This is a genomic window from Bradyrhizobium ingae (assembly GCF_055791185.1).
The window spans coordinates 14,187-28,298 of the sequence record NZ_JBVUBB010000041.1 but is presented as its reverse complement, the minus strand read 5'-3'; the positions used below and the strand labels follow the sequence as shown (position 1 = coordinate 28,298).

The 14,112-nt window shown below is 62.6% G+C and carries 8 protein-coding genes; 7 read left to right on the top strand and 1 reads right to left on the bottom strand.

All coding sequences use genetic code 11. The annotated features are described in order from the left end of the window. The first annotated feature begins 212 nt into the window (after nucleotides 1-212). The 5 genes from ACV1FX_RS35655 to ACV1FX_RS35635 are packed head-to-tail and all read left to right on the top strand — an operon-like array spanning nucleotide 213 to nucleotide 9,653. Nucleotides 213-1,457, top strand: coding sequence for an MdtA/MuxA family multidrug efflux RND transporter periplasmic adaptor subunit (locus tag ACV1FX_RS35655; RefSeq protein ID WP_473122214.1), 1,245 nt, complete (start codon nucleotides 213-215; stop codon nucleotides 1,455-1,457). Beyond that, nucleotides 1,454-4,561, top strand: coding sequence for an MdtB/MuxB family multidrug efflux RND transporter permease subunit (locus tag ACV1FX_RS35650; RefSeq protein WP_473122213.1), 3,108 nt, complete (start codon nucleotides 1,454-1,456; stop codon nucleotides 4,559-4,561). The genes ACV1FX_RS35655 and ACV1FX_RS35650 overlap by 4 nt, the downstream gene beginning before the upstream one ends. A gap of 2 nt (nucleotides 4,562-4,563) precedes the next feature. Then, a complete protein-coding gene (locus ACV1FX_RS35645) occupies nucleotides 4,564-7,845 on the top strand; it encodes an efflux RND transporter permease subunit (RefSeq protein ID WP_473122212.1) in 3,282 nt (1,093 codons plus the stop codon). Then, complete coding sequence (locus ACV1FX_RS35640) at nucleotides 7,846-9,321, top strand: efflux transporter outer membrane subunit (RefSeq protein ID WP_473122211.1); 1,476 nt, start codon at nucleotides 7,846-7,848, stop codon at nucleotides 9,319-9,321. A 56-nt stretch (nucleotides 9,322-9,377) separates the two neighbouring features. Further along, on the top strand, nucleotides 9,378-9,653 hold the full coding sequence (locus ACV1FX_RS35635) for a hypothetical protein (RefSeq protein WP_473122248.1): 276 nt from the start codon (nucleotides 9,378-9,380) through the stop codon (nucleotides 9,651-9,653). Nucleotides 9,654-10,000: 347 nt separating this feature from the next. Here ACV1FX_RS35635 and ACV1FX_RS35630 read toward each other — a convergent pair whose 3' ends face one another. Next, nucleotides 10,001-10,561: a hypothetical protein gene (locus ACV1FX_RS35630; RefSeq protein WP_473122210.1), complete on the bottom strand. Its 561-nt coding sequence runs from the start codon at nucleotides 10,559-10,561 to the stop codon at nucleotides 10,001-10,003. A 172-nt stretch (nucleotides 10,562-10,733) separates the two neighbouring features. Between ACV1FX_RS35630 and ACV1FX_RS35625 the strand changes: the two genes are divergently transcribed. Further along, nucleotides 10,734-11,699 (top strand): hypothetical protein, encoded by a 966-nt coding sequence (locus tag ACV1FX_RS35625; protein WP_473122209.1) that lies wholly within the window; start codon nucleotides 10,734-10,736, stop codon nucleotides 11,697-11,699. Nucleotides 11,700-12,165: 466 nt separating this feature from the next. Then, a complete protein-coding gene (locus ACV1FX_RS35620) occupies nucleotides 12,166-14,034 on the top strand; it encodes a caspase family protein (protein ID WP_473122247.1) in 1,869 nt (622 codons plus the stop codon). Nucleotides 14,035-14,112: the final 78 nt, after the last annotated feature.

Sequence of the window (14,112 nt, the reverse complement as noted above, 5' to 3'; positions counted from 1 at the left end):
ATCCGGCTTACGTCCGATCAGGGCTTGTTGAGCGGCCCATGATCCTTTCCGAATCTTAATGGGCGTTTTACTCCGGAACCATCCAGAATAGCTCTTCGAAACAGTGCTGCAGCAGGTCGCGGAAGCTTACGCGAACCTGACAAGTTCGTTCGCGTCTGTCGTGGGAAGCCATGCATCAACAGTTACGAACATCAAGTGAAGCCCCATCGACCTTGCCTGCGCCGACGACCAAGCTCCGCTCGTTCGTGCGAGGCCTTGTCACGGCCGGCGCCATCCTTCTGCTCATTGCCGGTGTCGTCTGGTGGACGAACCAGCAAAGCGCACCGCAGGAAGCGAACGGCCGGCGCAATGGCGCGCCGATGTCCATCGTTCCCGAGACCGCCGGCAAAGGTGACATCGGCGTCAATCTCAATGCGCTTGGCACTGTCACCTCGCTTGGCACCGTCACCATCAAGAGCCAGATCAGCGGATATCTGACGCGCGTCGCGTTCAAGGAAGGTGACGAAGTCAAGAAGGGCGATCTGATCGCCGAAATCGATTCGCGCCCCTATGAGGCCACGCTGGCACAAGCCAAGGGCCAGCTCGCGCGCGACGAAGCGCTCCTGAAAGGCGCGCAGGTCGATCTCACCCGCTATCAAAATCTCGCTGCAACGAATGCCGTGCCGCATCAGCAGCTCGACACGCAGGTCGCGCTGGTTGCCCAGGACCAGGGCACGGTCGAGGCCGACAAGGCCGCCGTGCAGTCGGCGGAGGTCAACCTGCAATACTGCCGCATTGTTTCGCCCCTCAACGGCCGTGTCGGACTGCGCCAAGTCGACCAGGGCAACTACGTCACGCCCGGCGACACCACGGGCATCGTCGTGATCACGCAATTGCAACCGATCAGCGTTCTGTTCACCCTGCCCGAGGACAATCTTCAGGCGGTCGCGAAACGACTGCATGATGGCGCGGTGCTGCCGGTGTCGGCCTATGACCGCGCCGGCCTCAACAAGCTTGCCGAGGGCACGCTTCAGACCTTCGACAGCCAGATCGACCAGACCACCGGCACGATCAAGCTGCGCGCGCAGTTCGAGAACGGCGCCCGCACGCTTTACCCGAACCAGTTCGTCAACATCCGCCTGCTCCTCGACACGCACAAAGACGTCACCACGATCTCGACGGCGGGCATCCAGCGCGGTGTCCCCGGCACGTTCGTCTATCTCGTCAACGCCGACAGCACCGTCTCGGTGCGCCCTGTTCAACTCGGCATCACCGACGGCAATCGCGTCGAGGTGAGCTCGGGCCTCGCGCCCGGCGACAAAATCGTGATCGACGGTGCCGACAAGCTGCGCGAAGGCGCCAAGGTCGTCGTTCGTTCGGAGGCGAATGCCGTCGTGCCCGCGGATGCTGCCAAGAGTGCGACCGATCCCGCCAAGGCCGGCAGCAAGAAGCGCCGCTCCGAGGGCGGCCAGAAATGAACCCCTCGCGGCCATTCATCCTGCGGCCGGTGGCGACCACGCTGTCGATGATCGCCATCCTGCTGTCGGGAATGCTGGCGTTCAAGTTCCTGCCCGTGGCGGCGCTGCCGGAGGTCGATTATCCGACCATCCAGGTCCAGACTTTCTATCCCGGCGCGAGTCCGGACGTGATGACCTCGTCCGTCACCGCTCCGCTGGAAGTGCAGTTCGGCCAGATGCCGAACCTGAACCAGATGAGCTCGGTCAGCTCGGCTGGAGCATCCGTCATCACGCTTCAGTTCGGTCTCAGCATCTCGCTCGACGTCGCCGAGCAGGAGGTGCAGGCCGCAATCAATGCGGCCGGCAATCTCCTGCCCTCCGACCTGCCCGCACCGCCGATCTACGCCAAGGTCAATCCCGCGGATGCGCCGATCCTCACGCTCGGCCTGACCTCGAAGACCATGCCGTTGACGCAGGTCGAGGATTTTGTCGATACGCGGCTGGCGCAAAAAATATCCCAGCTTCCGGGCGTCGGCCTCGTCAGCATCAGCGGAGGCCAGCGGCCGGCGGTGCGGATCCGCGCCGACAATCGCAAGCTAGCCGCTTACGGGCTCAACATCGACGATCTCCGCACTACGCTCGGCAACGCCAACGTCAACACGCCCAAGGGCAATTTTGACGGCTCGATGCGATCCTACACCATCAACGCCAACGACCAGATCCGCAATGCCAGCGACTACAAGTCGCTGATCGTCGCCTACAAGAACGGCTCACCGGTCCGGCTCAGCGACGTCGGCGACGTCATCGACGGCGCCCAGAACGACAAGCTCGGCGCCTGGATGAACGAGACGCCGGCGATCATCCTCAACATCCAGCGCCAGCCGGGCGCAAATGTCATTTCGGTCGTCGAGGGCATCAAGGCGCTGCTGCCGCAGCTCCAGGCGACACTGCCGGCCGCGATCGATCTCGACATCCTGACCGATCGCACCGTGACGATCCGCGCTTCGGTCAGCGACGTCGAATACGAGCTGTCGCTCGCGGTCATCCTGGTCGTGCTGGTGATCTTCGTGTTCCTGCGCAGCCCACGCGCGACGCTGATCCCCAGCCTGTCGGTGCCGCTCTCCCTGGTCGGCACCCTCGGCGCGATGTATCTGTTCGGCTTCAGCCTCAACAACCTGTCCTTGATGGCGCTGACGATCGCCACGGGCTTCGTCGTCGATGACGCCATCGTCGTCATCGAAAACATCTCCCGCTACATCGAGGAGGGCGAGGCACCGCTGGAAGCGGCACTGCACGGCTCCGAGCAGATCGGCTTCACCATCATCTCGCTCACGGTCTCGCTGATCGCGGTGCTGATTCCGCTGCTGTTCATGGGCGATGTCGTCGGCCGCCTGTTCCGCGAATTCGCAATCACGCTGTCTGTGACCATCCTGATCTCCGCCCTGGTGTCGCTGACGCTGGTGCCGATGGCCTGCGCCAAGCTGCTGAAGCCGAAAACCGAAGCTCACGAGAACGCGTTTCAGCGCAGGAGCCGGGAAGGCTTTGACTACGTCATTGTCGTCTACGGCCGGATGCTCAACTGGGTGCTGGACCGCCAGACGTTCGTCCTGCTGGTGGCGCTGGCCACGTTCGGCCTCACCGCCCTGCTCTACGTGGTGATCCCAAAGGGCTTCTTCCCGCTCCAGGACACCGGCGTCATCCAGGCCATTTCCGAGGCGCCGCAATCGGTCTCCTACGCGGCGATGGCCGAACGGCAGCAGCAGCTGGCGAGCGTCATCCTCAAGGACCCCGACGTCGAGAGCCTGTCGTCCTTCATCGGTGTCGACGGCACCAACACCACGCTCAACAGCGGACGCATCCTGATCAATCTGAAGCCGCACGAGCAGCGCAAGGCCGACGTCACTACGGTGATGCAGCGGATCAAGAGCAACGTCGCCTCCCTGGCCGGCATCACGCTCTACATGCAGCCGGTGCAGGATCTCACGATCGAAGGCACGGTCAGCCGGACCCAGTACCAGTTCATCCTCCAGGATGCCGATCCCGGCCAGCTTGCGGAATGGACGCCCAAGCTCGTCGACAGGCTGCGTGAGCTTCCCGAGCTCAGCGATGTCGCGACCGACATCTCGGCGCAGGGGCTCTCCGTTCTCGTCGACATCGACCGCGACCAGGCGGCGCGGTTCGGAATCACGCCGGCAACGATCGACAATGCACTCTATGATTCCTACGGCCAGCGCATCGTTTCGACCATCTTCACCAATTCGAACCAGTACCGCGTCATCCTGGAGGGCGATCCGGCACAGCAGAATTCGCTGCAATCGCTGTCGTCGATCTATTTGCCGTCATCGGTCGGCAGCACGCCTGTGCCGCTCTCGGTGATGGCGAAGATGCGCGAGCAGACCGCACCGCTCCAGGTCTCGCATCTCGGCCAGTTTCCATCCGCCACCGTGTCCTTCAACCTCGCGCCGGGCGCCGCACTCGGAGACGCGGTCGCAGCGATCAAGCAGGCGCAGATCGATATCGGGCAGCCGCTCGGCGTGATCACGAGCTTTCAGGGCGCGGCACTCGCGTTCCAGTCCTCGCTCTCCAACCAGCTCTTCCTGATCCTGGCCGCCATCGTCACGGTCTATATCGTGCTGGGCGTGCTCTATGAGAGCTTCATCCACCCGATCACCATTCTCTCGACGCTTCCCTCGGCCGGCATCGGCGCACTGCTGGCGCTGATGCTGGCGCGCGAGGAGCTGACGATCGTCGCCATCATCGGCATCATCCTCCTGATCGGCATCGTCAAGAAGAACGCGATCATGATGATCGACTTCGCGCTCGATGCCGAACGCAACGAGGGCAAGCCGCCGCGCGAGGCGATCTATCAGGCCTGCCTGCTCCGCTTCCGCCCGATCGTCATGACGACCATGGCCGCCGTCCTTGGTGCGCTGCCGTTGATGATCGGCACCGGCGCCGGCTCGGAGCTGCGCCATCCGCTCGGAATCTCGATCGTCGGCGGCCTCCTGGTGAGCCAGCTCCTCACCTTGTTCACGACGCCGGTGATCTATCTCTGGTTCGACCGCCTTGCGATCCGGTTTGCCGGACGGCCGGCAGGCTCGCGGCAGCCAAGCGGGTCGCACTGAACATGGACCCGTCAACGCCCTTCATCCGCCGGCCGGTCGCGACGACGCTGCTGACCTTCGGGCTCGCGGCCGCGGGCGCGGTCGCCTTCTTCAAGCTTCCGGTTTCGCCGCTGCCGCAAGTGGATTTTCCGACCATCTCGGTACAGGCAACGCTGCCGGGCGCGAGTCCGCAGGACGTCGCGACCACGGTCGCGAGCCCGCTGGAACGGCATCTCGGCCAGATCGCAGATGTGACCGAGATGACCTCGTCGAGCGCGGTCGGGTCCGTCCGCATCACGCTGCAATTCGGCCTCAACCGCGACATCGACGGCGCCGCACGCGACGTGCAGGCCGCGATCAACGCGGCTCGTGCCGACCTGCCGACCAGCCTGCGCAGCAATCCGACTTACCGCAAGGTCAATCCGGCGGATGCGCCGATCCTGATCCTGACCCTGACCTCGGATACGCTGACGCGCGGCGATCTCTATGATGCGGCTTCCACTGTGCTCGCCCAGAAGCTGTCGCAGGTCGAGGGCATCGGCGAGGTCGTGGTCGGCGGCAGCTCGCTGCCGGCGGTGCGAGTCGATCTCACTCCGCAGGCGCTTTACAAATACGGCATCGGACTCGAGGACGTCCGCGCCGCGCTCTCCAGCGCCAACGCGCACAGCCCCAAAGGCGGGATCGACGTCGGCGATCAACGCTATCAGGTCTATGCCAACGACCAGGCCAACAAGGCCGACGACTACAAGCCGCTGATCGTCGCATACCGGAACGGCGCGGCGGTACGGCTCAGAGACGTCGGCGAGGTCACCGATTCCGTCGAGAATTTGCGCAATGCCGGCCTTGCCAACGGCAAGCCCGCCATCCTGATCATTCTCTACCGCCAGCCCGGCGCGAACATCATCAGCACGGTTGACCTGGTCAAGGCATTGATGCCGACGCTGCGGGCTTCCGTGTCGCCCGCTATCGACATCGGGCTCGCGGTAGACCGCTCGACCACCATCCGCACCTCCCTGCGCGATGTGGAGCGGACGCTGATCCTGGCTATCCTGCTCGTGATCATCGTGGTGTTCGCCTTCCTGCGCAACGTCCGCGCCACCCTCATCCCCGTCGTCGCTGTCTCGGTGTCGCTAGTGGCGACCTTCGGCGTGATGTACCTCGCCGGCTACAGCCTCGACAATCTGTCGCTGATGGCACTGACGGTCGCCACCGGTTTCGTGGTCGACGACGCCATCGTGGTGCTCGAAAACATCACGCGTTACATCGAGGACGGCCTGTCCCCGTTCGAGGCGGCGCTGAAGGGCGCCAACGAGGTCGGCTTCACAGTCCTGTCGATGAGCATCTCGCTGATCGCGGTGTTCATCCCGATCCTGCTGATGGGTGGCATCGTCGGGCGATTGTTCCGCGAATTCGCCATGACGATCTCAATATCGATCCTGATCTCGCTCGCGATTTCGCTGGCGACGACGCCGATGATGTGCGCCGTGCTGCTGCGCGGCGATTCCGGCGAAGGCCATGGCCGGCTGTATTGGGCAAGCGAACGCTTCTTCGAGGCGATGCTGAATTTCTACCGGCGAACGCTGACCGCAGCGCTGGAGCACCCGGCAACGGTCATGATGATCCTCGCCGTGGTCGTCGGGCTCAACTTCTATCTTTACGGCGCGATCCCCAAGGGCTTCTTCCCGCAGCAGGACACCGGGCGGCTGGTCGGCTCGATCCAGGCCGACCAAAGCATCTCGTTCCAGTTGATGCAGCAGAAGCTCGCCCAGTTCGTCACCATCATCAAGCGCGACCCGGCGGTCGAGACCGCGGTCGGCTTTACCGGCGGCGGCCAGACCAATTCCGGCTTCGTCTTCGTTTCGCTCTATCCGCTCAGCCAGCGCAAGATCGGAGCCGACGGTGTCATCGCCAGACTGCGGCGGGAGATGGCCGTCATCCCCGGCGCCACGCTGTTCCTCCAGGCCGTGCAGGATATTCGCGTCGGCGGCCGGGCGTCGAACGCACAATATCAGTATACCCTCCAGGGTTCGACGCTCGAGGAGCTCAACGAATGGACGCCGAAGATCGCAGCCGCGCTCCAGCGCGAGCCCAATCTCGCCGACGTCAACAGCGACCAGCAGAACAAGGGGCTCGAAAGCGATCTCGTGATCGACCGCGACGCAGCGGCGAGACTGGGCATCACCGTCAGCCAGATCGACAACACGCTCTATGATGCCTTCGGGCAGCGCCAGGTCTCGACCATCTATGTCGCCCGCAACCAATACCACGTGATCATGGAGGTTGCGCCGCGCTATTGGCAGAATCCGGAGACGCTGAAGGACGTCTATGTCAGCACATCCGGCGGCTCGGTCGGCGGCTCGCAGGCGACCAATGCGGTCGCGGGAACGGTGGCGGCATCGACAACATCGAGCGCTGCGAGCGCGGCCAACGCACAGGCCGCGCGCAATCTCGCGACCAACTCGATCGGCTCGACGGGCAAGGGCGTGGCATCGACCGGATCGGCAGTCGCCACCAGCAGCGAGACCATGATTCCCCTCTCGGCCGTCGCCCGCTTCACGCAAGGTGCCACGCCGCTTGCCGTCAACCATCAGGGCCTGCTCGTCGCCAACACGATCTCCTTCAACCTGCCGCCCAACGTGTCGCTGAGTACGGCGGTCGGCACGATCGAGGCCACGATGAACAGGATCGGCGTGCCCGCAACGATCCGCGGCACCTTCCAGGGTACAGCCAAGGCATTCCAGGACTCCCTCAACAACCAGCCGTTCCTGATCCTGGCCGCGCTGGTCACGATCTATATCGTGCTCGGCGTGCTCTATGAGAGCTACATCCACCCGCTCACCATTCTCTCGACGCTGCCGTCCGCCGGCGTGGGCGCGCTGCTCGCCCTGATGGCCTTCAAGACCGAGTTCAGCATCATGGCGCTGATCGGCGTGATCCTGCTCATCGGCATCGTGAAGAAGAACGCGATCATGATGATCGACTTTGCGCTCGAAGCCGAGCGTTCGCGCGGCCTCGACCCGTTCGACGCGATCCGTGAAGCCTGCCTGCTGCGGTTCCGGCCGATCATGATGACGACGATGGCCGCGCTGCTCGGCGCGGTGCCGCTCGCGATCGGCATAGGTGACGGCGGCGAGCTGCGCCAACCGCTCGGCATCGCCATCGTCGGCGGCCTGATCCTCAGCCAGGTGCTGACGCTCTATTCGACGCCTGTTATATATCTTTATCTTGATCGTTTCCGCTTATGGGCCCGGCGCTCACGACAGCAATCGCAGATGTCGGGTTCCTCCCTCCAGCCGGGCGAATAGATGCCAAGAGTTGCGTTCGTGCAAACCCCTCGGATCCGCAGAAGCTTGCGCTCCGTTGTCACGGTTCTCGCAGCGGCGGGAGGCCTGAGCCTGGCCGGATGCATCCCGGGCTCGGAGCGTCCCGAGCTGGGGCTGGAAATTCCAGCGAATTATCGCGCGGCGCCGAAGAGCAATACTGATGCCGCCGTGCCCGTGCTGGCCTGGTGGCGCGGCTTCCGCTCCGACGAGCTCACGGCGCTGATTGAATCGGCACAGCTCTACAATCTCGATATCGCAACAGCGATCGCCCAGATCGTGCAGGCCGATGCGCAGGTCGGCGTATCGGGCGCGGCGCTGCTGCCGACGATATCGGGAACGGCGAGCGCCGAGCGCGAGCATCTGGGATCGGAGAGCGCGAGCAGCAGCGGCCTCGGTACGGGCGGATCGACCTTCTCGCAATACAGCGCGGGATTGACCGCAAGCTACATGCTCGACTTCTGGGGCAAGAGCCGCGCCACGCTTGCGGCGTCGGAGGAGAGCGCGACGGTAGCGCGCTACAATCGCGAGGTGGTGACGCTGACGACCATGGTCACGGTCGCCAACACATATTTCCAGATCCTGGCCGCACAGGACCAGCTCCGCGTGACCCGCCGCGACCTCGCCGCCGCCGAACGCATCCTCACGTTGATCAAGGACCAGTTCAAGGGCGGCACCGCATCGCAACTCGATCTGTCGCAACAGGAGGCGCTGGTCGCGACCCAGCGCGCGGCGATACCGCCGCTCGAAGTCACGGTTGGCCAGAACATGGCCGCACTCGCGGTCCTGGTCGCAAAGGCGCCGGCCAATTTCAGCGTGCACGGTGGCAGCACCACGCAAATCTCCATTCCCCGCGTCACGCCGGGGCTGCCGTCGGAGCTGCTCTACCAGCGTCCGGATATCCGTGAGGCGGAGGCGCAGCTCGCCTCGTCCGATTTCAGCGTCGATTCCGCCCGCGCAGCGTTCTTCCCGCAGATCCAGTTGACGGGCACGACGGGATTTCAGAGCGCGGCGCTGGCTTCGCTATTCACGCCCGGTGCCTGGTACTACACCCTCGCCGCCGGGCTGACGCAGCCGATCTTCGACGGCTTCCTGCTGGAAAGCCAATTGAAACTCGCCAAGGGTGTGCAACTGCAATATCTCCAGGCCTATCGCAAAGCGGTGCTCTCGGCCTTCGCCGACGTCGAAAAGGCGCTCATCGCGCTCCAGAAATATACCTTGCAGGAGCGGTTGCAGACCGACGTCGTGACCAGCTCGCGCAAAGCATTCGAGGTGGCGGAAACCCAGTTGCGCGGCGGGACGGTCAATCTCATCACCGTCCTGCAGGCACAACAGACGCTGTTCACCGCGGAGAATACATTGGTGCAGGTCAGGCTGTTGAAACTTCAGGCGGCGAGCAGCCTGTTCCAGGCGCTCGGCGGCGGCTGGACGCCAGCCGGTACACTGTCGGTGCTGCAATGAGAATTCGCATGCTCCTGCAATGGTGTCGCCATTCCCTCGGAATCGCGACCGTGACGATGACCCTTGCATCGATCAACGTCGTGACCTCTCATGCCCAGCAGATCAGTCCGAACAACATGCCGCTGACCTTCGGGATGAACGCGGATCAGGCGGCACAGACGCTGGGCGTAGCCCTGACCTACGTCCGGGGCAGCCCGGGCAACGAGCTTTATCTCGCACGGCCCAACGTCAAAGGAAGTGCGCTGTCGAGCCGCAGCGACGGATTGTACCTCCAGTTTCGTCGCGGGCGACTCGAGGGCTGGAAGGGCGATTGGGGGACGATCCGTCCCTAGGGAGAATGGCATGAACGCTCGACGGAGCATCGCGATCGGACTCCTCATCCTTGCGCCCGTCTCCAATGCGCTTGCGCAGGATGGCAATGCGCGCGCTCTGCGATTCGGGACTACGAGCGGCGCGCCGTTCGATGGACGCACCAGCGACTGCGATCTGCCGACTAACGGCTATTTTCCCGGCGACTACGCATCCAACCCTGCAAGCTTCGAAGTCGGCTCCGTCAACTTTTTCAGTCCGGTCCCTCGACGGTCCTGTCACCCCTATTCCAGAACGGGACGCCGAAGCCGGTCTTGAGCCAGCAACGCGACCGATTGGAAAATGCGCCTTAGTCGCAGCCAAGCGAACGTCAGCCGCCAAATCGCTTGACCAGTTTCGAGCCTTTGGCCGTCTCAATTTGCTGTTTGGTCAACTCGCTGCCGACGCTCAATCCTTTCGTCATGAGATTTTTGCCAAGTGCGGCCGCCTGCCTTTCGTTCGTGTAATCAATCTCGACGTGATCAACACTCATGAGATGAGCAAGTTCATGGGCCCAGGCGCGTCCATTGGCGAAGTCATCGCTGTACCACTGCACAAAGCTGGCCGGCTCTGGATCGCTATGAAGGTATGAGCTCCCGCCTGCTGAAAGATTCTGGATCGGATTGACTAGATAGATATGGACCGCATTGTCCGGATCATGCCGGAGGCTGAGAACATCCAGTACCCGCTTGTCGTTGTTGCGAGCGTTCTTTGCAATGTCGAGCGGCTTGTCGACCAAGCAATCGCTGATCACGAACGAAATCTTGGCCTTTGACCAGATCGTGTTGACCACATCCAGCGCTTTTTTGGCCGCCTCGCAACTCCATTTTCCAGGCTCCACAACACCCTTCTCGGCAAATGGCGTGATGTAAATTCTCAGCGGAATGGACATAAGGATCTCCAAAGCTGGATTTCGAACTCATCTGCCTTGCGGCGCACTTCGCGAGCTGCGGCTCGTTGAACCTCAATCCAGCAAAACCGCACAAAAGGCGAGGCTCCAACGTCCCGTTTCAAGTTGGTTGGCGGCCAGAGGCGTCAATAGGTTCAAATCTGGAGGTGAAAACATGGTTGTGCAGCCGTTGCGCAACGAGAGGCGCCCTCTGAAACCACTGCAACCCTGGACCCAACCGCCGGAGACATACAAGTACAAGGTCAGGACCGGCGACACCTGGCTCACCCTAGCGGCCCGTAACCACCATCAGTTCTCCGAGCACAACCTCATCTGGATCAATTTCCGCCTCAGCCCGCTCGACCGCTTCTACACCGACCAGGTCAATTGGTACTTGCGTGAATACATCGGTTGCCGGCACAGCCTTGACGGAGGACGAAACTGGGCCTTCACGGACGACGCTGACCCCGGATACATCTTCCTTCCGACCCTGACGTACAACGAGGACGCGATCGCCATAACCGGCAAGGTGGGCGTGGGTGGAGTCAGCGCTCCCGGATACAACGATCAGAACGCGTACGATACGATATCCAAGGCGCTGGACATCTACGGCGTCGCGGATATGGGCATCAGCATGTCCGAAATTCCCCTAGGCGCCCTCGTCGAAGGTGGGATGATCGTGACTGGCGCGATTGCCGCGATTGTCGGTCCGTTCGTAGCGCTGGGCGCACCCTACAACGACGCCTTGAAATACAAATCGAGACAGCATTTCTTCGGTGGCTTCTGCCCGTCCTTTGTCATGCGGGCCGACGGCTGGTCTGACAGGATGGTCAGCGATTTCTATCCTCCGCTCGCCTATCCGCCCCTCGACAGCGTCTTTCCCGAAAAGCGCGAAACCTTCCGCAAGCTTTATAACTTTGGACTTCAGGCCGGTCGGTTGCAGGGCTCTCGGCTGAACACCGTGGACCAGAGAAACCTGTTCGTTCTGCTGCGCGCTCGCCTCAGCGACGCGGATGCGCGGTATTGGAACGGTGACGTAAAGGAATGGTCACTCCGAAAGAAGAAGGATTACTACGATCTCCTTGGTGCCACCCTCAAGCAAATCATGTTGGACAACGGTCTGCAGATCAAGCTGCGGTAATCGAGCTCTGCAAGCGAGCCCGCACGATAGGAATATGGTGCACAGCTTGGCCCGGCCTCGATGACTGGCATCGGGCCCCTTTATCGTCCCGTCGCCCTGACCGATCCGCACCTGCCGGTTCCCGCCCGCTCCGCACGCAGCTCGCTAAAACGTCATTCGAGAGCGGTTCCCGGAAAGGGCGCCTTTGAGCCAAAAACACTTCTTCAATCAATATCTTACCTGACAGCGGTGGGCGCCCCGAGGGATATTGCCACCGGTTCAAGGCGGTTGCCCCCATCACAATCTTCCGTGCGGGCTTGAACGCGTTGACTTGGCCAAACGACAACTTGAGGAATGGATCGGGCTCGAAATTGTGAGTGTACGCAGACAGGTGGCCACCAGTAGCGTACGAATTAATTCAGTGAGCATTTTTTAAGTGGCCATCTTCGCGACGCTATGTCTTCGGGCAGATGCTGGATGTTTCGCCATGAAATTGTACAGGCACCTCCGAGTTTGTCTTCTTCTCGTTGCTTCACTGTTCTTGGCCTCTCAGCCAGCTTGGGCAACAAAGCGCGTGGCGTTGGTGGTCGGCAATTCCAGCTATCAAAATGCCCCGCTACTTCCAAACCCGGCCAACGACGCTGCGGCCATAGCCGCGACCTTGAAGGGCGCAGGTTTTGACGTGGTTGACTCGAGGCTCAACCTCGCTGCCAGCGATATGCGGAGAGCTCTGAGAGACTTCGCCGATCAGGCGCGCGATGCCGATATTGCCCTGGTGTACTATGCGGGTCACGGCATTGAGATTGATGGGACGAACTATCTGATCCCGACGGATGCGCGACTGGAACGTGACACCGATATCTATGACGAGGCGTTCTCTCTCGACCGTGTCTTGCTAGCCATCGAGCCCGCGAGGCAGCTACGGATCGTGATCGTCGACGCCTGCCGCAACAATCCGTTTGCCGACACGATGAAGCGGACGGTCGCCTCGAGATCCATCAGCCGCGGGCTCGCCAGGGTCGAACCCACGGTGTCCAATACGCTGATCGCATTCGCCGCGAAAGCCGGATTGACGGCGCTCGACGGCAACAGCAAGAACAGCCCGTACGCGATGGCGCTGGTCAAGTATATCGCAAAGCCGGGGCTCGACTTGCGGAGAGCTTTCGGCTTTGTCCGCGACGATGTTCTGCAGGCCACGGGTAACCGACAGGAACCCTACGTCTACGGCTCGCTGGGCGGCGATGACGTCGCGCTGGTTCCTGCTCCCAAGGCACAGGAACCGGCACCAGCGGCCACCGCCCAGTCGGAGGTTCGTCGAGACTACGAGCTGGCCCTGCAGCTCGGCAACAAGGGCGCCCTGAGCGCGTTCCTTGCCCAGCACCCGGATGGATACTACGCAAGTCTGGCCAAGCTTCAGCTGAACCAAATCGACGCGGAGGATGCACGCGTCGCGGCGACCGAGAAAGCACAGCAGGCCGAACAGCAGCGAGCTCGGCTTGCCTCCCAAGGGGCGCAGCGCGCCGACCAGGAGAAGGCGGCCGCAGATTTGAAGGCTGCGGACGAGGCCCGGATAGCCGCCGAAAGAACAAAACAGGCGGCGCAGGAGCAGGCAGCCGAGGCCGAACGCAAGCGGACTGCATCTGAAACTTCGGCCGCCGGCGTAGTCTCCGGCAATACGCCCGCCATTGAGAATGCAGCGCCCGATAATCCAGCAGCCGCTGCCCCCAGTCAGGATGACAAGGGCGCGAAGGTGGCCGCTTTGAGCCCCCCACCGCCTCAGGCCGATCTCGCCAGGTCGGTACAGAGCGAGTTGAGCCGCGTCGGCTGTTTTACCGGTGCCGTCGATGGCGAATGGAATGCAGCCTCGCAACGCTCGCTGGCCCTGTTCAACCGACACGCGGGCACCAAGCTGGACGTCAAGCTTGCAAGTCTGGATACACTTGACGCGATCAAGCTCAGGCCATCGCGAGTCTGCCCGCTGATTTGCGATCACGGCTACCGACCCGACGGCGACCAATGCAGCAAGATCACCTGCGCCGAAGGCTCGTTCCTCAACGACGACAATGAATGCGAGAAGCAGCGCGGGAAGAAGCCGGTTGCGAAGCGCAATGCGGATGATCGCCCGTCGCGCGCGGATCGTTCGACCCGCGAGGGTCGGCAGCCGACGGCAGACGTTCCGCCGCGACAGGCGAACCCGAGGCCGCAGGCGGATGGTTCCAGGCGCAGCGCATCAGGCGCGGGAGGACAGATTTACTGCAACGACCTCTTGTGCCGCCCCGTCAAGCGCGGCTGCCATCTCGAGTATCGGGGCGGAGGTGGCCCCTACGCCAATCCCAATGCCGAGGTCTGCAACTAGCGCGGCGAGATGTTCCCCCGGCGAGTGTGCCGAGCTGTCGGGCATAACCTCGACTCTGCCGCCGAGCTTGTGTCTGAC

Excerpts from the sequence above, each read along its gene's own strand:
- ACV1FX_RS35650 (WP_473122213.1), top strand. The coding sequence starts at position 1,454 with ATGAACCCCTCGCGGCCATTCATCCTGCGGCCGGTGGCGACCACGCTG.
- ACV1FX_RS35645 (WP_473122212.1), top strand. The coding sequence starts at position 4,564 with ATGGACCCGTCAACGCCCTTCATCCGCCGGCCGGTCGCGACGACGCTG.
- ACV1FX_RS35640 (WP_473122211.1), top strand. The coding sequence starts at position 7,846 with ATGCCAAGAGTTGCGTTCGTGCAAACCCCTCGGATCCGCAGAAGCTTG.
- ACV1FX_RS35635 (WP_473122248.1), top strand. The coding sequence starts at position 9,378 with ATGACCCTTGCATCGATCAACGTCGTGACCTCTCATGCCCAGCAGATC.
- ACV1FX_RS35630 (WP_473122210.1), bottom strand. The coding sequence starts at position 10,561 with ATGTCCATTCCGCTGAGAATTTACATCACGCCATTTGCCGAGAAGGGT.
- ACV1FX_RS35625 (WP_473122209.1), top strand. The coding sequence starts at position 10,734 with ATGGTTGTGCAGCCGTTGCGCAACGAGAGGCGCCCTCTGAAACCACTG.
- ACV1FX_RS35620 (WP_473122247.1), top strand. The coding sequence starts at position 12,166 with ATGAAATTGTACAGGCACCTCCGAGTTTGTCTTCTTCTCGTTGCTTCA.